This is a genomic window from Pseudomonas salmasensis (genome assembly GCF_014268375.2).
In the GTDB taxonomy this organism is placed as follows: domain Bacteria; phylum Pseudomonadota; class Gammaproteobacteria; order Pseudomonadales; family Pseudomonadaceae; genus Aquipseudomonas; species Aquipseudomonas salmasensis.
Window position 1 is genome coordinate 2,548,582 of sequence record NZ_CP077083.1, and the last position, 21,163, is coordinate 2,569,744.

At 57.3% G+C, this 21,163-nt stretch carries 15 protein-coding genes, 2 tRNA genes and 3 rRNA genes; 3 read left to right on the plus strand and 17 right to left on the minus strand.

Annotated features, from left to right (window positions below):
- Positions 1-12: 12 nt before the first annotated feature.
- From rrf to mrcB, 14 genes are all read right to left on the minus strand, one after another.
- Positions 13-128: ribosomal RNA gene (gene rrf / locus HU731_RS11240) — 5S ribosomal RNA — on the minus strand.
- 170 nt (positions 129-298) lie between these two features.
- Positions 299-3,190, minus strand: a 23S ribosomal RNA gene (locus HU731_RS11245).
- Positions 3,191-3,437: 247 nt separating this feature from the next.
- Positions 3,438-3,513, minus strand: a tRNA-Ala gene (locus HU731_RS11250).
- 30 nt (positions 3,514-3,543) lie between these two features.
- A tRNA-Ile gene (locus tag HU731_RS11255) sits at positions 3,544-3,620 on the minus strand.
- Between the two features lie 82 nt (positions 3,621-3,702).
- A 16S ribosomal RNA gene (locus HU731_RS11260) occupies positions 3,703-5,239 on the minus strand.
- The 16S, 23S and 5S rRNA genes sit together here with 2 tRNA genes alongside, the layout of an rRNA operon.
- A 488-nt stretch (positions 5,240-5,727) precedes the next feature.
- The gene (gene msrQ, locus HU731_RS11265) at positions 5,728-6,348 is read right to left on the minus strand and encodes a protein-methionine-sulfoxide reductase heme-binding subunit MsrQ (protein ID WP_186607204.1); all 621 of its coding nucleotides are present in this window, start codon (positions 6,346-6,348) and stop codon (positions 5,728-5,730) included.
- On the minus strand, positions 6,348-7,361 hold the full coding sequence (gene msrP, locus HU731_RS11270; protein WP_186607203.1) for a protein-methionine-sulfoxide reductase catalytic subunit MsrP: 1,014 nt from the start codon (positions 7,359-7,361) through the stop codon (positions 6,348-6,350). Before msrP ends, msrQ begins: the two co-directional genes overlap by 1 nt.
- Positions 7,362-7,424: 63 nt before the next feature.
- Positions 7,425-8,282 (minus strand): CDP-diacylglycerol--serine O-phosphatidyltransferase, encoded by an 858-nt coding sequence (gene pssA, locus HU731_RS11275; RefSeq protein WP_003194131.1) that lies wholly within the window; start codon positions 8,280-8,282, stop codon positions 7,425-7,427.
- A gap of 144 nt (positions 8,283-8,426) precedes the next feature.
- The gene (gene ilvC / locus HU731_RS11280) at positions 8,427-9,443 is read right to left on the minus strand and encodes a ketol-acid reductoisomerase (RefSeq protein WP_056785090.1); all 1,017 of its coding nucleotides are present in this window, start codon (positions 9,441-9,443) and stop codon (positions 8,427-8,429) included.
- A 46-nt stretch (positions 9,444-9,489) separates the two neighbouring features.
- Entirely contained in the window at positions 9,490-9,981 is a 492-nt protein-coding gene (gene ilvN / locus HU731_RS11285; protein ID WP_003176102.1) for an acetolactate synthase small subunit, read from the minus strand.
- Between the two features lie 2 nt (positions 9,982-9,983).
- On the minus strand, positions 9,984-11,708 hold the full coding sequence (locus HU731_RS11290) for an acetolactate synthase 3 large subunit (RefSeq protein ID WP_003194133.1): 1,725 nt from the start codon (positions 11,706-11,708) through the stop codon (positions 9,984-9,986).
- Between the two features lie 432 nt (positions 11,709-12,140).
- Positions 12,141-12,470: a YqcC family protein gene (locus tag HU731_RS11295; RefSeq protein ID WP_003194134.1), complete on the minus strand. Its 330-nt coding sequence runs from the start codon at positions 12,468-12,470 to the stop codon at positions 12,141-12,143.
- On the minus strand, positions 12,470-13,204 hold the full coding sequence (locus tag HU731_RS11300; RefSeq protein WP_186607202.1) for a tetratricopeptide repeat protein: 735 nt from the start codon (positions 13,202-13,204) through the stop codon (positions 12,470-12,472). Before HU731_RS11300 ends, HU731_RS11295 begins: the two co-directional genes overlap by 1 nt.
- A 16-nt stretch (positions 13,205-13,220) precedes the next feature.
- Positions 13,221-15,545, minus strand: coding sequence for a penicillin-binding protein 1B (gene mrcB / locus HU731_RS11305; RefSeq protein WP_186607201.1), 2,325 nt, complete (start codon positions 15,543-15,545; stop codon positions 13,221-13,223).
- Positions 15,546-15,663: 118 nt separating this feature from the next.
- Between mrcB and HU731_RS11310 the strand changes: the two genes are divergently transcribed.
- The 3 genes from HU731_RS11310 to HU731_RS11320 all read left to right on the plus strand — a co-directional run bounded on the left by HU731_RS11310 (position 15,664) and on the right by HU731_RS11320 (position 18,134).
- Positions 15,664-17,220 carry a bifunctional aminoglycoside phosphotransferase/ATP-binding protein gene (locus HU731_RS11310; protein WP_186607200.1) on the plus strand — a complete coding sequence of 519 codons (1,557 nt, stop codon included), beginning with the start codon at positions 15,664-15,666 and terminating at the stop codon, positions 17,218-17,220.
- Between the two features lie 92 nt (positions 17,221-17,312).
- Complete coding sequence (locus tag HU731_RS11315) at positions 17,313-17,657, plus strand: pentapeptide repeat-containing protein (RefSeq protein WP_044268549.1); 345 nt, start codon at positions 17,313-17,315, stop codon at positions 17,655-17,657.
- Between the two features lie 204 nt (positions 17,658-17,861).
- Positions 17,862-18,134, plus strand: coding sequence for a TfoX/Sxy family protein (locus tag HU731_RS11320; protein WP_186607199.1), 273 nt, complete (start codon positions 17,862-17,864; stop codon positions 18,132-18,134).
- Positions 18,135-18,377: 243 nt separating this feature from the next.
- Here the strand turns inward: HU731_RS11320 and HU731_RS11325 are convergent, their stop codons facing one another.
- Genes HU731_RS11325 through HU731_RS11335 form a run of 3 tightly spaced genes read right to left on the minus strand, consistent with a single transcriptional unit; the run spans position 18,378 to position 21,057 of the window.
- Entirely contained in the window at positions 18,378-19,145 is a 768-nt protein-coding gene (locus HU731_RS11325) for a heme ABC transporter ATP-binding protein (protein ID WP_186607198.1), read from the minus strand.
- Positions 19,145-20,182 (minus strand): FecCD family ABC transporter permease, encoded by a 1,038-nt coding sequence (locus HU731_RS11330; RefSeq protein WP_186607197.1) that lies wholly within the window; start codon positions 20,180-20,182, stop codon positions 19,145-19,147. The genes HU731_RS11325 and HU731_RS11330 overlap by 1 nt, the downstream gene beginning before the upstream one ends.
- A complete protein-coding gene (locus HU731_RS11335; protein ID WP_186607196.1) occupies positions 20,179-21,057 on the minus strand; it encodes a heme/hemin ABC transporter substrate-binding protein in 879 nt (292 codons plus the stop codon). Before HU731_RS11335 ends, HU731_RS11330 begins: the two co-directional genes overlap by 4 nt.
- Positions 21,058-21,163 lie beyond the last annotated feature (106 nt).

Genomic DNA, 21,163 nt, shown 5'->3' on the forward strand with positions numbered 1-21,163 from the left:
TTCGGAATTTAATCTTGACGATGACCTACTCTCACATGGGGAAACCCCACACTACCATCGGCGATGCATCGTTTCACTGCTGAGTTCGGGATGGGATCAGGTGGTTCCAATGCTCTATGGTCGTCAAGAAATTCGGGTACTGAGTCGTGGCCAGTTGGCCTCGCTTCAGCAAATTGGGTAGGTGATAGATCTCGGTGTTTTGTGAGCGTCGAACTTTCGGTTCATCTTCGTCTTCACACACCGCAATCTGGTCTCTTTCGCTTTTCAGCTCAGAGCATGCAAATTGCTTGGGTGTTATATGGTCAAGCCTCACGGGCAATTAGTATTGGTTAGCTCAACGCCTCACAGCGCTTACACACCCAACCTATCAACGTCGTAGTCTTCGACGGCCCTTCAGGGAACTCAAGGTTCCAGTGAGATCTCATCTTGAGGCTAGTTTCCCGCTTAGATGCTTTCAGCGGTTATCTATTCCGAACATAGCTACCCGGCAATGCCACTGGCGTGACAACCGGAACACCAGAGGTTCGTCCACTCCGGTCCTCTCGTACTAGGAGCAGCCCCTCTCAAATCTCAAACGTCCACGGCAGATAGGGACCGAACTGTCTCACGACGTTCTAAACCCAGCTCGCGTACCACTTTAAATGGCGAACAGCCATACCCTTGGGACCGGCTTCAGCCCCAGGATGTGATGAGCCGACATCGAGGTGCCAAACACCGCCGTCGATATGAACTCTTGGGCGGTATCAGCCTGTTATCCCCGGAGTACCTTTTATCCGTTGAGCGATGGCCCTTCCATACAGAACCACCGGATCACTAAGACCTACTTTCGTACCTGCTCGACGTGTCTGTCTCGCAGTCAAGCGCGCTTTTGCCTTTATACTCTACGACCGATTTCCGACCGGTCTGAGCGCACCTTCGTACTCCTCCGTTACTCTTTAGGAGGAGACCGCCCCAGTCAAACTACCCACCATACACTGTCCTCGATCCGGATAACGGACCTGAGTTAGAACCTCAAAGTTGCCAGGGTGGTATTTCAAGGATGGCTCCACGCAGACTGGCGTCCACGCTTCAAAGCCTCCCACCTATCCTACACAAGCAAATTCAAAGTCCAGTGCAAAGCTATAGTAAAGGTTCACGGGGTCTTTCCGTCTAGCCGCGGATACACTGCATCTTCACAGCGATTTCAATTTCACTGAGTCTCGGGTGGAGACAGCGCCGCCATCGTTACGCCATTCGTGCAGGTCGGAACTTACCCGACAAGGAATTTCGCTACCTTAGGACCGTTATAGTTACGGCCGCCGTTTACCGGGGCTTCGATCAAGAGCTTCGCGTTAGCTAACCCCATCAATTAACCTTCCGGCACCGGGCAGGCGTCACACCCTATACGTCCACTTTCGTGTTTGCAGAGTGCTGTGTTTTTAATAAACAGTCGCAGCGGCCTGGTATCTTCGACCGGCATGAGCTTACGGAGCAAGTCCTTCACCCTCACCGGCGCACCTTCTCCCGAAGTTACGGTGCCATTTTGCCTAGTTCCTTCACCCGAGTTCTCTCAAGCGCCTTGGTATTCTCTACCCAACCACCTGTGTCGGTTTGGGGTACGGTTCCTGGTTACCTGAAGCTTAGAAGCTTTTCTTGGAAGCATGGCATCAACCACTTCGTTACCTAAAAGGTAACTCGTCATCAGCTCTCGGCCTTAGAATCCCGGATTTACCTAAGATTCCAGCCTACCACCTTAAACTTGGACAACCAACGCCAAGCTGGCCTAGCCTTCTCCGTCCCTCCATCGCAATAACCAGAAGTACAGGAATATTAACCTGTTTTCCATCGACTACGCTTTTCAGCCTCGCCTTAGGGACCGACTAACCCTGCGTCGATTAACGTTGCGCAGGAAACCTTGGTCTTTCGGCGTGGGTGTTTTTCACACCCATTATCGTTACTCATGTCAGCATTCGCACTTCTGATACCTCCAGCAAGCTTCTCAACTCACCTTCACAGGCTTACAGAACGCTCCTCTACCGCATCACTTACGTGATACCCGTAGCTTCGGTGTATGGTTTGAGCCCCGTTACATCTTCCGCGCAGGCCGACTCGACTAGTGAGCTATTACGCTTTCTTTAAAGGGTGGCTGCTTCTAAGCCAACCTCCTAGCTGTCTAAGCCTTCCCACATCGTTTCCCACTTAACCATAACTTTGGGACCTTAGCTGACGGTCTGGGTTGTTTCCCTTTTCACGACGGACGTTAGCACCCGCCGTGTGTCTCCCATGCTCGGCACTTGTAGGTATTCGGAGTTTGCATCGGTTTGGTAAGTCGGGATGACCCCCTAGCCGAAACAGTGCTCTACCCCCTACAGTGATACATGAGGCGCTACCTAAATAGCTTTCGAGGAGAACCAGCTATCTCCGAGCTTGATTAGCCTTTCACTCCGATCCACAGGTCATCCGCTAACTTTTCAACGGTAGTCGGTTCGGTCCTCCAGTTAGTGTTACCCAACCTTCAACCTGCCCATGGATAGATCGCCCGGTTTCGGGTCTATTCCCAGCGACTAGACGCCCTATTAAGACTCGCTTTCGCTACGCCTCCCCTATTCGGTTAAGCTCGCCACTGAAAATAAGTCGCTGACCCATTATACAAAAGGTACGCAGTCACCCAACAAAGTGGGCTCCCACTGCTTGTACGCATACGGTTTCAGGATCTATTTCACTCCCCTCTCCGGGGTTCTTTTCGCCTTTCCCTCACGGTACTAGTTCACTATCGGTCAGTCAGTAGTATTTAGCCTTGGAGGATGGTCCCCCCATATTCAGACAAAGTTTCTCGTGCTCCGTCCTACTCGATTTCATGACTAAGAGATTTTCGCGTACAGGGCTATCACCCACTATGGCCGCACTTTCCAGAGCGTTCCGCTAATCTCAAAGCCACTTAAGGGCTAGTCCCCGTTCGCTCGCCACTACTAAGGGAATCTCGGTTGATTTCTTTTCCTCAGGGTACTTAGATGTTTCAGTTCCCCTGGTTCGCCTCTTGCACCTATGTATTCAGTACAAGATAACCATCTTATGATGGCTGGGTTCCCCCATTCAGACATCTCCGGATCAAAGTCTGTTTGCCGACTCCCCGAAGCTTTTCGCAGGCTACCACGTCTTTCATCGCCTCTGACTGCCAAGGCATCCACCGTATGCGCTTCTTCACTTGACCATATAACCCCAAGCAATCTGGTTATACTGTGAAGACGACATTCGCCGAAAATTCGAATTTCTCAGTTAAGAGAACTCACAAATTTTACCTTAGCCTGATCCGTTACCAGTGAAAGTAACGTTCAGTCTATCTTTCTATCACATACCCAAATTTTTAAAGAACGAACTAGTCAAAGACTAGAAATCAACATTCACCATCACAACAATGGAATGCTCATTTCTAAGCTTTATACAAACAGAAGCAGTAGTGGTGGAGCCAAACGGGATCGAACCGTTGACCTCCTGCGTGCAAGGCAGGCGCTCTCCCAGCTGAGCTATGGCCCCGTATTTCTACAGGCGTTTCCCACACAAAATTGGTGGGTCTGGGCAGATTCGAACTGCCGACCTCACCCTTATCAGGGGTGCGCTCTAACCAACTGAGCTACAGACCCAATTTCGGGCTGCTTCTTTTCGTCTTCTTCAATGAATCAAGCAATTCGTGTGGGAACTTATGGAGCAGCTGATGTCGTCGATTAAGGAGGTGATCCAGCCGCAGGTTCCCCTACGGCTACCTTGTTACGACTTCACCCCAGTCATGAATCACACCGTGGTAACCGTCCTCCCGAAGGTTAGACTAGCTACTTCTGGTGCAACCCACTCCCATGGTGTGACGGGCGGTGTGTACAAGGCCCGGGAACGTATTCACCGCGACATTCTGATTCGCGATTACTAGCGATTCCGACTTCACGCAGTCGAGTTGCAGACTGCGATCCGGACTACGATCGGTTTTATGGGATTAGCTCCACCTCGCGGCTTGGCAACCCTCTGTACCGACCATTGTAGCACGTGTGTAGCCCAGGCCGTAAGGGCCATGATGACTTGACGTCATCCCCACCTTCCTCCGGTTTGTCACCGGCAGTCTCCTTAGAGTGCCCACCATTACGTGCTGGTAACTAAGGACAAGGGTTGCGCTCGTTACGGGACTTAACCCAACATCTCACGACACGAGCTGACGACAGCCATGCAGCACCTGTCTCAATGTTCCCGAAGGCACCAATCTATCTCTAGAAAGTTCATTGGATGTCAAGGCCTGGTAAGGTTCTTCGCGTTGCTTCGAATTAAACCACATGCTCCACCGCTTGTGCGGGCCCCCGTCAATTCATTTGAGTTTTAACCTTGCGGCCGTACTCCCCAGGCGGTCAACTTAATGCGTTAGCTGCGCCACTAAAAGCTCAAGGCTTCCAACGGCTAGTTGACATCGTTTACGGCGTGGACTACCAGGGTATCTAATCCTGTTTGCTCCCCACGCTTTCGCACCTCAGTGTCAGTATTAGTCCAGGTGGTCGCCTTCGCCACTGGTGTTCCTTCCTATATCTACGCATTTCACCGCTACACAGGAAATTCCACCACCCTCTACCATACTCTAGTCAGTCAGTTTTGAATGCAGTTCCCAGGTTGAGCCCGGGGATTTCACATCCAACTTAACAAACCACCTACGCGCGCTTTACGCCCAGTAATTCCGATTAACGCTTGCACCCTCTGTATTACCGCGGCTGCTGGCACAGAGTTAGCCGGTGCTTATTCTGTCGGTAACGTCAAAATTGCAGAGTATTAATCTACAACCCTTCCTCCCAACTTAAAGTGCTTTACAATCCGAAGACCTTCTTCACACACGCGGCATGGCTGGATCAGGCTTTCGCCCATTGTCCAATATTCCCCACTGCTGCCTCCCGTAGGAGTCTGGACCGTGTCTCAGTTCCAGTGTGACTGATCATCCTCTCAGACCAGTTACGGATCGTCGCCTTGGTGAGCCATTACCTCACCAACTAGCTAATCCGACCTAGGCTCATCTGATAGCGCAAGGCCCGAAGGTCCCCTGCTTTCTCCCGTAGGACGTATGCGGTATTAGCGTCCGTTTCCGAACGTTATCCCCCACTACCAGGCAGATTCCTAGGCATTACTCACCCGTCCGCCGCTCTCAAGAGAAGCAAGCTTCTCTCTACCGCTCGACTTGCATGTGTTAGGCCTGCCGCCAGCGTTCAATCTGAGCCATGATCAAACTCTTCAGTTCAAACATCTTTGGGTTTTTAAGAAACCCTAAACTTGGCTCAGCAATCGTTGGTTACATCTTTGATTTCTCGCGGAGTAACTTGTGATGCTGATAATCTTGTTGACTATCAGTCTGACTCCACAAGCACCCACACGAATTGCTTGATTCAGTTGTTAAAGAGCGGTTGGTTAAGATCTTTCGTCTCAACCGAGGCGCGCATTCTACAGCAGCCTCATTTGCTGTCAAGTGGTTATTTTCAGAAGTTTTCGAAGATTTCTTCAACAACTTCAACCACTTGCGCCTGCGATCTCTCGTAAGCGGGAGGCGAATTCTACAGCGTTACACGCTGCTGTCAACACCTCTTTTTCAACTTCCTTTTGGCTTCGATGAACTGAAGCAACTTACTGCCGAGAACTGCGTAACTCATTGTTTACCAAGGAGTTTTCCGTTTCGACTGCGCCGGAAGTGGGGCGAATTATAGGCTTCCAGAATCTGCCGTCAAGGCTTAATTACGCTTTTGTTGCAGAAGGCGCTTTTTTAGCAATAAGGCGAGGGATTCGACGCATTACCGGCGGCACCCGCATCAACAGAAGTAGCGCACCTATAGAAGCGTAGATAGCCCACTCCTTCAGATCAGCCCGCACTATCCATAACATGTGCAGCAAACCGAGCCCAAGAATCACATAGACCAGACGATGCAGCTTCTTCCAACGCCCCCCCAACCGACGCTGGCTATAGCGGTTCGAAGTCACGGCCAACACCAGGAGAGCAACAAACCCCAGTGCCCCCACAATGATGTAGGGCCGCTTGCTCAACTCCACGCCGAGCTGCGACCAATCCAGCCCCAGGACAAACACGCAATAGGCCGCCAGGTGCAGCACAACGTAAGCAAAGCACCACAGCCCCAACTGTCGGCGCACCGCTATCCACCCCGCCCAACCGCTCAACTTCTGCAGCGGCGTCATGGCAAGCGTGATCAGCAATAGAATCAGCGTCCCCAAACCCAGGCGATCAACCAGTACCTTGCCAGGGTCCGGCCCCAGCGCAGAACTCCACGCCTCATACAACCAGAGCAATGGCCACACCGCGGCAGCTACAAACACGCCGATGCGCCAGATGGGATAGCGCATCAGTAGTTCTTCCGCAGATCGAGGCCGGTATATAAAGAAGCAACCTCATCCGAATAGCCATTGAACATCTGCGTCTCGCGCACATTCGGACTAAACAGGCCGCTCGGCAGACGGCGCTCACGCGCCTGGGTCCAGCGTGGATGATCGACCGTAGGGTTCACATTCGCATAAAACCCATACTCATCAGCCGCAATACTTTGCCAGGTGGTTTTCGGCTGCTCACTGACCAGACTGATACGCACGATGGACTTCACACTCTTGAAGCCATACTTCCACGGCACCACCAGGCGCAACGGCGCGCCGTTCTGGTTAGGCAACTCCCGTCCGTACATGCCCACAGCGAGGATCGCCAGCGGATTCATCGCCTCATCCAGGCGCAGCCCTTCTACATAAGGCCAGTCGATCAAGCCGAAACTTGAGCGTTGCCCAGGCATGCTCTTAGGATCCTGAAGGGTTTCAAAACGGATGTACTTGGCTTTAGAGGTAGGCTCGACCTGCTTGAGCAACGCCGAGATGGGAAAGCCTATCCACGGAATCACCATGGACCATGCCTCGACACAGCGCAGACGGTAGATGCGCTCTTCCAGCTCATAGGGTTTCATGAAGTCCTCCAAGGCATAGCGCCCAGGCTTTGCGACTTCACCATCTATCACCACGCTCCAGGGCTGCGTCTTGAGCGAGCCCGCATTCGTGGCCGGGTCGCCCTTGCCTGTTCCGAACTCATAGAAGTTGTTGTAGTGGGTCGCGTCCTTGAACGGCGTGATGGCCTCATCTTTGACCGTCACCGCCTGCCATTGCGTACCCGGTAGTTTTTCCGTAAACCAGCCGGGCGCGCTGCCGGGCTCGACATCGGCATACCGCGAGGCATCGCCCGCACTGGCCCAACGCGGCAAGCTGCTGGCGGCAATACCGGCAAGCGCACCGCCGAGCAGGCTGCGGCGAGAGAGGTAGAAGGATTCAGGCGTGACATCCGATTCGTGACAATCGGACGCTTTGGGTAATTTGATTAACATGGTAACTCCGCAGCGTTGGAGAACTGATGCACCAATAGACTGCGGAGTATGGGGGAAATTACATTAAGGCAATGTTTTGTCCCGACGCAGACGCAACAAGTATTGAATCGGGCCCGAAGCGGCATAGGCCAGGAACGCCAGCAGCAAAATACGCGGCGGATCACTGAACACCACCGCAAACACCAGCACCACCACAAGGATGGCCACGAAAGGCACGCGCCCCTTGAGGTCGAACTCCTTGAAGCTGTTGTACTTGATGTTGCTGACCATCAGCATGCCGGCGGCCGCCACCATCAGGGCAACCAGGAACGACATCTTCGACCCCTGAATCCCGTAGTCGCTGAACGCCCAGACAATCCCCGCGACAACACCCGCCGCTGCCGGGCTGGCAAGGCCGATGAAGTAGCGTTTGTCGGCAGTCCCCACCTGGGTGTTGAAGCGTGCCAGGCGCAAAGCGGCGCCCGCGACATAAATGAAGGCAACCATCCAACCAACCTTGCCCATGTCACCCAATGCCCAGGCAAACGCCAGCAGTGCGGGAGCGACACCAAAGGCAACCATGTCCGACAACGAGTCGTACTCGGCGCCGAAGGCACTTTGGGTATTGGTCATACGCGCCACACGCCCGTCCAGGCCGTCGAGCACCATGGCCACGAAGATTGCGATCGCGGCAAAACCGAAGTATTTGCTGGCACTCGCCGCATCACCCGCCGCCAGCGCACTCTGGGCACTCATGGAGTTGATAATGGAATAGAAGCCGGCGAACAGGTTCGCCGTGGTGAACAGGTTGGGCAGCAGATAGATGCCACGATGCCGGACCTTGCGGCCTTCGGCGTCATGCCCTTCTTCGACATGTTCATCGATCGGCAGCATGCTTTCGGCGTCGGAAGCCTGATGTGGCTCTTCGGGACGTTCGCTCATGGACTTTACCTTGCAACGGTGTGAAAAAATTCGACAGATACTTGCAGCGAGTGTTCGCCTGCAAACGATGCAGCTTTATACCAGAACCGGCCCTCCAAACGAAAAAACGCGGCCTAAGCCGCGTTTTCCCTTGATGCGTTCGACTTAGTTCTTGGCTTTGTCGACGATCTTGTTGGCACCGATCCACGGCATCATGGAGCGCAGTTGCTCGCCGATGACTTCGATACCGTGAGCGGCGTTGTTACGACGCTTGGCGGTCATCGAAGGGTAGCCGGTAGCGCCTTCGCTGATGAACATTTTGGCGTATTCGCCGTCCTGAATACGTTTCAGGGCGTTGCGCATAGCCTGGCGGGACTCGGCGTTGATTACTTCAGGGCCGGTCACGTACTCGCCGTATTCGGCGTTGTTGGAGATCGAGTAGTTCATGTTGGCGATGCCGCCTTCGTACATGAGGTCAACGATCAGCTTCAGTTCGTGCAGGCATTCGAAGTAGGCCATTTCCGGCGCGTAGCCAGCTTCAACCAAGGTTTCGAAACCGGCTTTTACCAGCTCAACGGTACCGCCGCACAGAACGGCTTGTTCGCCGAACAGGTCGGTTTCGGTCTCGTCCTTGAAGGTGGTTTCGATGATGCCGGTACGACCGCCACCCACGCCAGCAGCGTAGGACAGTGCAACGTTCTTGGCGTTGCCCGACGCGTCCTGGTAGATCGCGATCAGGTCAGGGATACCGCCGCCTTTGACGAACTCGGAACGCACGGTGTGGCCCGGTGCTTTGGGCGCGATCATGATCACGTCGAGGTCCGCGCGTGGCACAACCTGGTTGTAGTGAATCGCGAAGCCGTGGGAGAAGGCCAGGGTGGCGCCCTTCTTGATGTTCGGCTCGATTTCGTTCTTGTACAGCGAGGACTGGAACTCGTCCGGGGTCAGGATCATGACCAGGTCGGCAGCCGCAACAGCCGAAGCAACGTCAGTCACTTTCAGGCCATGAGCTTGCGCCTTGGCAACAGTGGCCGAGCCTTTACGCAGGCCAACAGTCACGTCAACGCCGGAATCTTTCAGGTTGCACGCTTGGGCGTGGCCCTGGGAACCGTAGCCGATGATGGCGACTTTCTTGCCCTGGATGATCGACAGGTCACAATCTTTATCGTAATAAACTTTCATGAGGTTCCTCTATATATCCAGGCCGTAAGGCCATTCGCTAATTGGGTTAGATGCTGAGTACTTTGTCGCCACGGGCAATCCCGGTGACACCACTGCGTACGGTTTCCAGAATCGAGGCCGTCCCGATCGACTGGATGAAGCTGTCCAGTTTGTCGCTGGTACCGGTCAGTTGAACGGTATAAACGCTGGCGCTCACATCGACGATCTGCCCGCGATAAATATCGGTAGTGCGTTTGATCTCGGCACGTTGGGCACCCGTGGCCTTGACCTTGACCAGCATCAGTTCGCGCTCGATGTGAGCGCTTTCCGACAAGTCGACCAGCTTGACCACTTCGATCAGCTTGTTGAGGTTCTTGGTGATCTGCTCGATCACTTCATCGTGACCCACGGTGGTCAACGTCAGGCGCGACAGGGTCGGGTCTTCGGTCGGGGCCACGGTCAGGCTTTCGATGTTGTAGTTGCGTTGCGAAAACAGGCCGACAACACGAGACAGAGCGCCGGGTTCGTTCTCCAGAAGCAGGGAGATAATATGCCGCATGATTAAGTACGCTCCGTCTTGTTCAGCCACATGTCGCGCATAGAGCCGTCTTTGATCTGCATCGGGTAGACGTGCTCGCTGGTATCCACCTGAATATCGATGAACACCAGGCGGTCCTTCATGGCGAACGCCTCTTCCATTTTCGGCTTCAGATCTTTCAGATCGTTGATGCGAATGCCGACGTGGCCATAGGCTTCAACCAATTTGACGAAGTCTGGCAACGACTCCATGTAGGAATGGGAGTGACGACTGCCGTAGCTCATGTCCTGCCACTGACGAACCATGCCCAGTACGCCGTTGTTCAAGCAGACGATCTTCACCGGAAGGCCGTACTGCAGGCACGTCGACAGTTCCTGGATGTTCATCTGGATGCTGCCTTCGCCCGTCACACAAGCAACGTCGGCATCCGGGAAGCTCAGCTTCACACCCATGGCCGCAGGGAAACCAAAGCCCATCGTGCCCAGGCCACCGGAGTTGATCCAGCGGTTAGGCTTGTCGAACTTGTAGTACTGCGCCGCGAACATCTGGTGCTGGCCTACGTCGGAGGTCACAAAAGCGTCGCCCTTGGTCACTTCGCACAGGGTTTCGATCACGGTTTGTGGCTTGATGATGCTGCCGTCGCCCTTGTCGTAAGGGAACAGGCCGCGATCACCGCGCCATTCGTCGATCTGCTTCCACCAGCTGGCAACGGATTCCTTGTTCGGCGTTTCGCCGATGTCCTTGAGTGCAGCGACCATTTCGGTCAGTACACTCTCTACAGGACCCACGATTGGCACATCGGCCTTGATGGTCTTGGAGATGGACGCCGGGTCGATGTCGATGTGGATGATCTTGGCATTCGGGCAGAATTTGCTCGCGCCGTTGATCACCCGGTCATCGAACCGCGCGCCCACGGCCAGGATCACATCGGCGTGGTGCATGGTGAGGTTGGCGGTGTAGCTGCCATGCATACCGAGCATGCCGACGAACTGACGGTCCGAACCCGGGAATGCGCCGAGGCCCATCAGGGTGTTGGTCACCGGCAGGTTGAGCAACTTGGCCAGTTCGGTCAACGGAGCAGAACCGCCGCCCAGAATCACGCCACCGCCGGAGTACAGCACCGGGCGCTTGGCCGCCAGGAGCATTTCTGCCGCCTTGCGGATTTGCCCCGAGTGCCCACGCACGGCCGGGCTGTAGGAACGCAGCTTGGCTTTTTTCGGGAAGACGTATTCGAACTTCTCGGCCGGGTTGGTCATGTCTTTCGGGATATCGACCACTACCGGGCCCGGGCGACCGGACTGGGCAAGGTAGAACGCCTTTTTCATGACATCCGGGATTTCCGAAGGATGCTTGATCATGAAGCTGTGTTTCACGATCGGCCGGGAAATACCGATCATGTCGGTTTCCTGGAATGCATCGGTACCGACCATGGTGCTAGGCACCTGGCCAGAGATGATCACCATCGGAATGGAGTCCATATAGGCAGTCGCGATGCCGGTAATGGCATTGGTTGCGCCTGGGCCGGACGTTACCAGTACCACGCCGGCTTTACCGGTGGCACGGGCGTAACCGTCAGCCATATGGGTCGCGGCCTGTTCGTGGCGAACCAGGATGTGGGTAACAGCCGGTTCCTTGAACAGTGCGTCGTAGACATGCAGCAGAGCACCACCTGGGTACCCGTAGATATAGTCGACGCCTTCGTCACGCAAAAAGCGGACGAGCATCTCACCGCCAGATAAAAGCTCCACGTTGTTCACCTCTAAAACGCCAGAATACCGTCCGTTAAAAAACCGACGGGTCTTAATAGGTTTACTTCTCAACAGAGCATGAGCGACGGTGGTCGCCGACTACGTCAGCACTGACTGAGCAAGTATTGGGATCGTCCCAAGTGTTGCGGGCTTTTCCCACCCAGCGCGAGGTAACGCGTTGCGGGTGTTACAGGTCGGCGCGGATGTGCGCCTCATGATCTGCTGAGCGGGCCTGCTTCTGGCAGTCCCGATACAGCGGACTTTGGATTCTTCTGTTTCACGCTCTTCAAGTCAAGCAATAATTGCGCTTTTTTCCAACTAAGCGCATGAGAACGTAGAAGAAAGGGCTTTGAGGAGGGATAAAACTCGCCTGAATGTCGTCAAGCGGTAGAAATGTGCGCAAGACTGCCGAAAAACCCGGCAGTCAGGCAATTAACGAGCGTCGACGATCAATTGATCGAACTTTTTCAGCGCATTACGCAAGCCGAGGCTCTCCCGCGGTCGGTCGGCGTAGACCATCTCGGCCATTTCCAGGATCCCCGATGCATTCGGCAAGGGCAGGTCCTGTTCCAGGATCTGCTTCATACGTGCGAGGAAGATCCATTGCAGCCACTGATGGAAGTCCAGGGTGTCGACGGAAAAGGGCTCGACACTGCTGAGGGCTTCAGCGCCAGGGGAAACTTCATCCCACCAGCCCTGCACGCGCAGCTCGCGCTCAATCAGCAATAACTGCTCGGCAATCGCGGGGAAACGCGCATCCATCAGAGGCTGACCTTGGCTTTTTGCCGCGCCTGGGCTGCACCGGCCGCATCCCCTTGGGCGGCACGTGCATCACCGATCAAGGCCCACAGGCTGGCTTGCAGGTCTGGACGGCCATTGGCCAGGCTCAGGCCGCGACGAGCGAACTGCTCCGCTTGGGGCGCATCGCCCTGGGCCATGCGCACCTGGGCCAGGCGATAGAGCACTTGTGGCTCACGCGGCGCCACGCGCTGGGCACGTTCAAGGCTCGACGAGGCGCCGTTCAAGTCACCACCGGCCTGCTGCTGCTGAGCGGTAGTGAGCAACGCCAGCACCGGGCCATCGAGTTGTTCGTCAGCCGACAACCCGCCTGCATTGGACGATGACGGAATACCGCTCGGCGTCGAAGGCATGCTGTAGGTGCCCTGGTTGACCAGCGCGGTTTGAATCGGCGTGGAGTTCGCCGGCCCGGCAGTGCTCGGCCCTGGGGTCCATGGCTCGGCACTGATAGGCGCCGAGGTTGCAGCCCCACTGCCGGGCACCATCACCACGACGCCGGAATCCTGGGGAATTGCCTGGGTTGCAGCTTGGGCAGGCCGTTTGACCACGGTCTGACGGAAGCCGCCATTGGCCGAAATGCGGTCGTTATTGGAGACGGACGTGCTTGAGTCCACCACAGGGATAGAGCCGCGCTGCACGCTGGAGCAACCGCCGAGCAAAGCCAGAGCCGTAATTGCTGGAATCCACAACTTGTTCACTTGAAACCCTCTTTGCTTAATTCATCCAGCCCTTGACCCAATCCATCACCGAATCCGCGTCAGCAGGTGTACTGCCACTGCACGCGGCGCCGGGTGGTGGTTCGCTGCCGCGAATATACGGCATCTGCACCGCGCCCGGACAGTTGGCGTCGGAGCCTTGGCCGGTGTGCGGATCAATCCAGGCCTGCACGATATTGTCCGGCTGCGGCATGTTGAGCGGCAACGGGTCAGCCTTGCGCATGAAACTGGTCCATACCTGCAGCGCGCCGGTGGCACCGGTGAACGGCGTCTTGCCATTGTCGTCGCGCCCCAGCCACACCACGGCCAGTACATCCTGGCCGAACCCTGCGAACCAGCTGTCGCGGGAGTCGTTACTGGTACCGGTCTTGCCCGCCAGGGTCAGGTTCGACGGCAGCACGCTGTAGACCGAACGCCCTGTACCCTCACGCATCACGCGCTGCATGGCGTTCTGGATAAGGTAAATGGAGCCCGCATCGAAGCGCTGCTGAATCTGGAACGGATAGCGCTTGAGCGGCTCGCCATCGGCGGTCAGCACACTGCGAATACCGCGCATCGGCGTATTGAAGCCACCATTGGCCAGGGTCTGGTACATGGTGGTCACTTCCATCGGCGTCATGGCCGCAGCGCCCAAAAGCATGGATGGGAATGCAGGGAACTCACGCTCCACCCCCAGTCGCGCTATGGTTTTCAGGACACTTGGCACACCGACCTCAAGCCCCAGGCGCGAGGTCGAGATGTTGTAGGAATGCGCCAACCCTTGATACAGGAACACCGTGCCATGGGAGCGGCGGTCGAAGTTCTTGGGGGTCCACACCTGGCCATCCGCACCTTTGACCGACAGCGGGTCATCGGACAGCCAACTGGTTAGCGTGTACTTGCTGGGTTTTTCCAGTGCCGTGAGATAGACCGCGGGCTTGACCAGCGAGCCAATCGGCCGCACGGCATCCAGTGCGCGGTTGAACCCGGCGAAACTGGCCTGGCGGCTGCCGATCATGGCCTGGACTTCGCCGGTTTCCGGATTGGTCACGACCATGGCGGCTTCGACTTCATCCGAACCTTTACGGCCGGTCAGGCGCTTGAAGGTGTCGTTGACCGACGCTTCGGCCTTCATCTGCAGGATGGGATCGAAGCTGGTGAAGATCCGCAGGCCCTCTTCGGTCAAGTCTTCGTCGCGGTAGTCTTCGCGCAGTTGGCGCTTGACCAGGTCGATAAAGCCGGGGAACGAGCTATCCGCCAGCTTGCCGCGGGTGGTCACACCCAGTGGCATTTTCTTCGCAGCGGCCACCTGTTCGGCGGTGGCGACGCCCTGCTGTTCCAGCACATCGAGCACCAGGTTGCGACGTTCAAGCGCACGCTCCGGGTTGCGGCGCGGGTTGTAATAAGACGGCCCCTTGACCATCCCCACCAGCAACGCGACCTGATGCAACTTCAACTCGGACAACGGCTGCCCGAAGAAGAACTGGCTGGCCAGGCCGAAACCGTGCACGGCGCGCTGGCCATCCTGACCGACGAATACCTCGTTGAGGTAGGCCTCGAGGATTTCCTGCTTGCTGTAATGCAGCTCCAGCAACATCGCCATCATGGCTTCGGTGAGTTTACGGGTGAGGCTGCGTTCGTTGGTCAGGTAGAAGTTCTTGACCAACTGCTGCGTCAGCGTACTGCCGCCCTGGGTCATCTTGCCGCCGGAGGTGTTGACCCAGATAGCGCGGGCAATCGACTTCGGCGACACACCCCAGTGGCTATAGAAATCGCGGTCTTCGACAGCGACCAGGGTTTCCAGCAGGTACGGCGGCACCTGATCGAGCTTGATCAGGATGCGATCTTCAAGGTTTTTCGGGTAAATACCGCCGATCAGCAACGGCTCAAGACGCACCACCGGCAGCTTGGAGCCATTGAGCGACGACAGCTCAGCCACATAGTCGCCAGAGAAACGCACGCGCACCGGCTGGGCTTTTTCCAGGCCTTCGTAGAACTGGAAGCCACGGGTGTTCAGGTCGACGGTATTACCGCTGACCGCCGCAGCGCCGGGGCCATTGCTCACAGGTTCGCGGCGGTAGCCCAGCGCGTCGAGTTCGGTGAGGAAGTCTTCCTTGCTGAGCTTCTGGCCAGAGAACAGTTCCAGCGGGCGTGCATACACCTTGGCCGGAATGGTCCAGCGCTTGCCGGAGAATTTTTCCTGCACCACGGCATCGAGGTACACCGCAAGGCCGGCGACTGCCACAAGGCCCACCAGGCCAAGCTTGATCACCCAGCCCAGCCAAGGGCGCGGGCCGCGGGAAGGAGGTTTTTTACGGGAACGGGGAGATCGGGTTCGAGTCATGGCGGCGGATTATACGCACTTTATTGATGATCAACATGAGCCGGACAGCGGTTTGCACGACTGGCATCAGCAGCCATAATGCCCCCCATGATTTTCCCCAGACTTTGAAGGATCGCCCGTGAGCCAGACCCTGATCGCTGCCCTGCAAAACCCGGCCTTGTACCCTCATCCGGTTGACGCGTTTCAAGTCATCGAGACCCATATTTCCTGGGTGATACTGACGGGCCCCTATGCATATAAGCTGAAGAAACCGATGAACTTCGGCTTCCTGGACTTCACCAATCTGGACGACCGCGGGCATTTCTGCCGCGAGGAACTGCGCCTGAACCAACGCCTGACCGAAGATTTGTATCTTGAAGTGTTGCCGATTACCGGCACTGCCGAGGCGCCGCAACTGGGTGGCGACGGCCCGGCCATCGAGTACGCGCTGAAAATGCGTCAGTTCCCGCAAAGCCAGATGCTCAGCACCCTGCAAGCCAATGGCGAACTGACCAGCGCGCACATCGATGAGATGGCCAAGCAGATTGCGCAGTTCCACCTCAGTGCCCCCAAAGTCCCGCAAGATCACCCGGCCGGCACGCCGCAGGAAGTAATGGCGCCGGTACGCCAGAACTTTGACCAGATCCGCCCGTTCCTCAGCGACAAGGCCGACCTGACGCAACTGGAGGCTCTGCAAGCCTGGGCTGAAAGCAGCTTCGAACGCCTCAAGCCTCTGCTTGCGCAGCGCAAGCTCGACGGCTATACCCGTGAATGCCACGGCGATATCCACCTGGGCAACGCCACCCTGATCGATGGCCGCGTGGTGATCTTCGACTGCATCGAGTTCAACGAGCCCTTCCGCTTTACCGACGTGTACGCCGACACCGCCTTTTTGGCCATGGACCTGGAAGATCGGGGCCTCAAATGCCTGGCACGGCGTTTTATCAGCCAGTACCTGGAACTGACCGGTGACTATCAGGGCCTGGAACTGCTGAACTTCTATAAAGCCTACCGTGCGCTGGTGCGCGCCAAGGTTGCGCTGTTCAGCATGCCGAGCGAAGCCAACCCGGTACAACGCGCTACCACGCTGCGCCAGTACCGCAACTACGCCAACCTGGCGGAAAGCTACAGCACCATTCCCTCGCGCTTCCTGGCAATCACCCACGGTGTGTCAGCCGTGGGCAAAAGCCACGTGGCCATGCGCCTGGTCGAAGCCCTGGGCGCCATCCGCCTGCGCTCGGATGTAGAGCGCAAGCGCCTGTTTGGCGAGCAGCAGGTAGAGAACACCCTGCAGGCCGGCATCTACAATCAGGACGCCAGCGCTGCCACCTACGCACGCCTGAACGAGATTGCCGACACCGTGCTGCGCGCCGGTTACCCGGTGGTGCTGGATGCCACATTCCTGAAACGCGCACAGCGTGACGCCGCCGCGCAGGTTGCCGAAGCCACTGGGGCGCCTTTCCTGATCCTGGACTGCAACGCCCCGCAAGCCGTTATCACCAGTTGGTTGGCACAACGCCAGGCGGATAAAAACGATCCTTCCGACGCCACGCTGGCCGTTATCGAAGAGCAACAAGCCAGTCGTGACCCGCTGACCGCCGAGGAGCTGTTGTTGAGCAAGCGTGTAGAGACCAATGAAAGCGGGACGCTCGACGCCTTGGTCGGGCATATCCGCCAGCGCCTGCCGGGCCTGTAAGAAATATTTCTTGGTCGCGTCGCCGTCTTCGGCGCGCGACCTCGCGATAGTGGCACTATACTGGCTCAATAACACCAGCCAGAGTCGCGATCATGAGTCAGCCCAAGCTTCTTGATACCCCGCTCTACGCCCTCCTGCATAAGGACGATATCCGCGGCTTCAACCAGGAGCGCCCTGAAATCGGCACCATCGACATGCGCGGTGGCGACTTTCGAGGACTGGACCTGCGCGACCTGAACGCCACCGGTATTGACTTCACCGACGCCTATTTTCGCTCTGCCGACCTGCGCGGCCTGGACTTGCGTGGCTGTTCATTGGAAGGCGCCAGCCTGGCACATGCGCAGATTTCGGGTGCTTATTTCCCTCCCGAACTCACGGCAGACGAAATACTCATGTCGGTCAATTTCGGTACTCGCCTGCGCTACCGTACCAAGTAACCCCACACACTGAGTGACGGCCACATCCCCTGCCTGCCGGGCGCTTTGCGCCTACCTGCGAGCAAATGCGGTCGCGCCATTCTTATAATCTTTTCAGCTCTTCCTGACCAAAGAACCACGCTTTTCCTACTGAGCGCTACACTCATTTTCAGGCTGCCTGGTCACGACACCCACCGCACCATTCGGCCAACGCAAGGAGGCTTGATGAACGATGAGCTGCAACACCTGAAAAACCTTGGCAAGACGTCAGCGCAGTGGCTGCATGCGGTGGGCATCCACAGCGCGTCCGACCTGCGTCGGCTGGGGGCGGTCGATGCTTACCGAGCCGTGCGCACGCGCGGGTTTCGAGCATCGAAGGTTCTGCTGTATGCCATTGAAGGGGCATTGATGGATGTGCACTGGAACGACATACCCACGGAGCGCAAAGAGGCCTTGAACCGTCAACTGGATGCCATTTCAGTGCGTCCGAAAAACTAGAGTGGCATTCAAACCCAATGTTTACAGGCATTACAAACGAGCGTTTGAGAAAACTGGATGAGCCAAGAAAACAAATGTTGACTCTCAAATGAGAATCGTTATGATTATCACAACTGGTCGCGAGATCAGCCGATAACTGAAAGACCATTGGTTCGGACTCTCAGATTATCTCCTCATCAGGCTAATCACGGTTATTTGACCCGGCTCTTGCCGGGTCTTTTTTTGCCTATGAATTAACCCGCCTCAGCGCGCAATGATCAGCGGATGCCCACGCTCCGGATGCGGCTGTACCAGCACATCCAGACCGAATACAGCCTTCAGCGGCTCAGGTCGCAGCACTTTGGAGGGCGTATCCAACGCGTGGGGGCGGCCGTTTTCCAACAACAGGATCCGGTCACAGTAACGCGCCGCCAGGTTCAAATCATGCAGGATGACCAGCACCGCAGCGCCTCTGTCGGCAAAGTGTCGAATAGCCTGCAAGGTGGTGTGTTGGTGCAGAGGGTCGAGCATCGACGTGGGCTCGTCCAGCAACAACGTCTGCCCCGCCTCACCCGGCCATAACTGCGCCAATACCCGCGCCAGGTGCACACGCTGCCGCTCGCCGCCCGACAGGGCCAGGTAACTGCGGCCACTCAGGTGTCCGACATCCGCCGCTTGCAGGGCCGCGCTGATGATTTCGTCGTCGCGCACTCGCCCGGTCTGATGAGGCAAGCGGCCCATGCCCACCACCTCCTCGACACGGAAGGCAAAATCCAGGGTGGAAGATTGTGGCAGCACCGCCAGGCGCTGGGCACGCTGCGCGCCGGTCATGTGCTTGAGCGCCTGCTGATCCAGCCAGACCTTGCCCTGATCCGGCTGCAACTCCCCGCACAACGCCCCAAGCAGGGTACTTTTGCCGGCGCCGTTGGGGCCCAGTACGCCCAGCACTTCGCCCGGCAATAGGTCCAAGGTGATATCGGCCAGCACGGTTTTCCCACCGCGCCGGATCTGCAACGCTTCTACACGTAACATCAGGCGCGCCCTCGTAACAGTAGATAGAGGAAAAACGGCGCACCGATAAACGCAGTGACAATACCAATCGGCAGTTCCGCCGGCGCCAACGCCAAGCGCGCCACCAGGTCCGCAAACAACAGCAGGCTCGCCCCCGCCAGCACGGAAGCCGGCAACAACACCCGATGATCCGGCCCCGCCAGCAGCCGCACCAGATGCGGCACCACCAACCCAACAAAACCAATCATGCCCGCCGCCGCCACTGCGGCGCCCACGCCCAGGGCCGTGCAAAACACCAGCTCGCGTTTGAGCCCCTCGACATCTATACCCAGATGATTGGCCTCAGACTCACCCAACAGCAGCGCGTTCAGCGCCTTGGCCCGGCGCGGCAACCACAGCGCCACGCCCGCACTCACCAGCAGCAAGGGCCACAACCGCGAGTAGCTTGCGCCATTGAGGCTGCCCAGGTTCCAGAACGTCAGCGTGCGCAAGGTGGCGTCGTCAGCCAAATAGGTAAAGAGCCCCACCGCAGAACCGGCCAGGGCCGTCAGCGCGATACCGGCAAGCAACATCGTCGCGACATTGGTCTGGCCATTGCGACGCCCCAGCCGATAGACCAGCGCCGTGACGCCCAAGCCACCAAGGAATGCACACAGCGACAACAGGTAGGGCCCGAAAGCATCCGGCAGCCCGCCAAAGAACGAACCACCGACAATTGCCACCGCCGCCCCCAGCGCTGCGCCGCTGGACACACCGACCAAGCCAGGGTCGGCCAGCGGGTTGCGGAACAACCCCTGCATCGCCACACCCGACAATGCCAGCACACCGCCGACCGCCAGCCCCAACAGGGTCCGCGGCAGGCGAATCTGCCCCAGGATCAACTCGGCCTGCTCCAACCCCTGGGCCTCTATCGGTACGCCCATCAGTTTTAGCGCAGCCCTGAGCGTGTCCACTAACGGCAGGCTGACCGGCCCCAGTGCCAATGAGAGCCAGATCGCCAATACACACAGCAGCGACAGCCCGATAAACAGCGTTTTCGGCTTAACCAGAGTGGTCATGGGGCAGGCTTAGGCTGGGACGGATAAAAACCGGCAGACAGTTTCTCCAGGCTTTGCGGCAATCTAGGCCCCAGGCCACCTACCAGCAAGGTCGCGTCCAGCTCAAAGACGCGGCCGCTCTTGGCTGCCGGCGTAGAGGCAAGGATCGGATTTTCCTTGAACAAGGCTGCGCGCGCCGCGTCACCGGTCAGCGCGCGATCGGCAAACACCAGCACCTCAGGGCTCAAACCCGCCAGCGATTCGACGGAAAACGGTTTATAGCCCACATGCGTGGCCAGATTACGCCCTCCAGCCTGCTGCAACATCCAATCAGCGGCCGTGTCTTTGCCGGCGATCAGCGGCTTGCCACCGGCATGGCCGAGCAGCAACAGCACGCCTGGAGCCTTTTGCGTAGCCTGGGCCTTGGTCACCCAGCTTTTTTGCTGCGCCAGCGCCTGCTCATACCCGGCAAACAAGGCATCAGCCTTAGCCTCACTGCCGAGCAGTTTGCCCAAGTGCTCAAGGCTGCCTTTGAGCGTGGGCAAATCCGGCTGGGCCGAGAACATATCCACCTGCACCCCGGCACTGCGAATCTGCGCCAGCACCGGCGGTGGCCCCATTTCCTCCGTGCCCACGAGGATTTGCGGGCGCAGGCTGAGAATGCCTTCGGCCGACAACTGCCGCTGGTAACCAATGCTCGGCAAGGCCTTGAGCGAGGCGGGATGCTGACTGGTGGTGTCCACCCCCACCAACTTCGACTCACCGCCCAGGGCCGTCACCCATTCCGATAGCGCCCCGCCGGCACTGACCCAGCGTTGCGGCAGTTCAGAGGCGTGCACCCCAGGGTTGACCAGCAGTGAGGCAACAAGCGCAATAGCGCTGGTACTCAGGCGCATAACAGGGTTTCCTTCCTAGGGCAGGGCCACTCAAGCACTCATTGATGTGACAGATTACCCCCGCCATGCATCGTATTGAGCACCCAGTCAGCTGACGGGCGAAGCA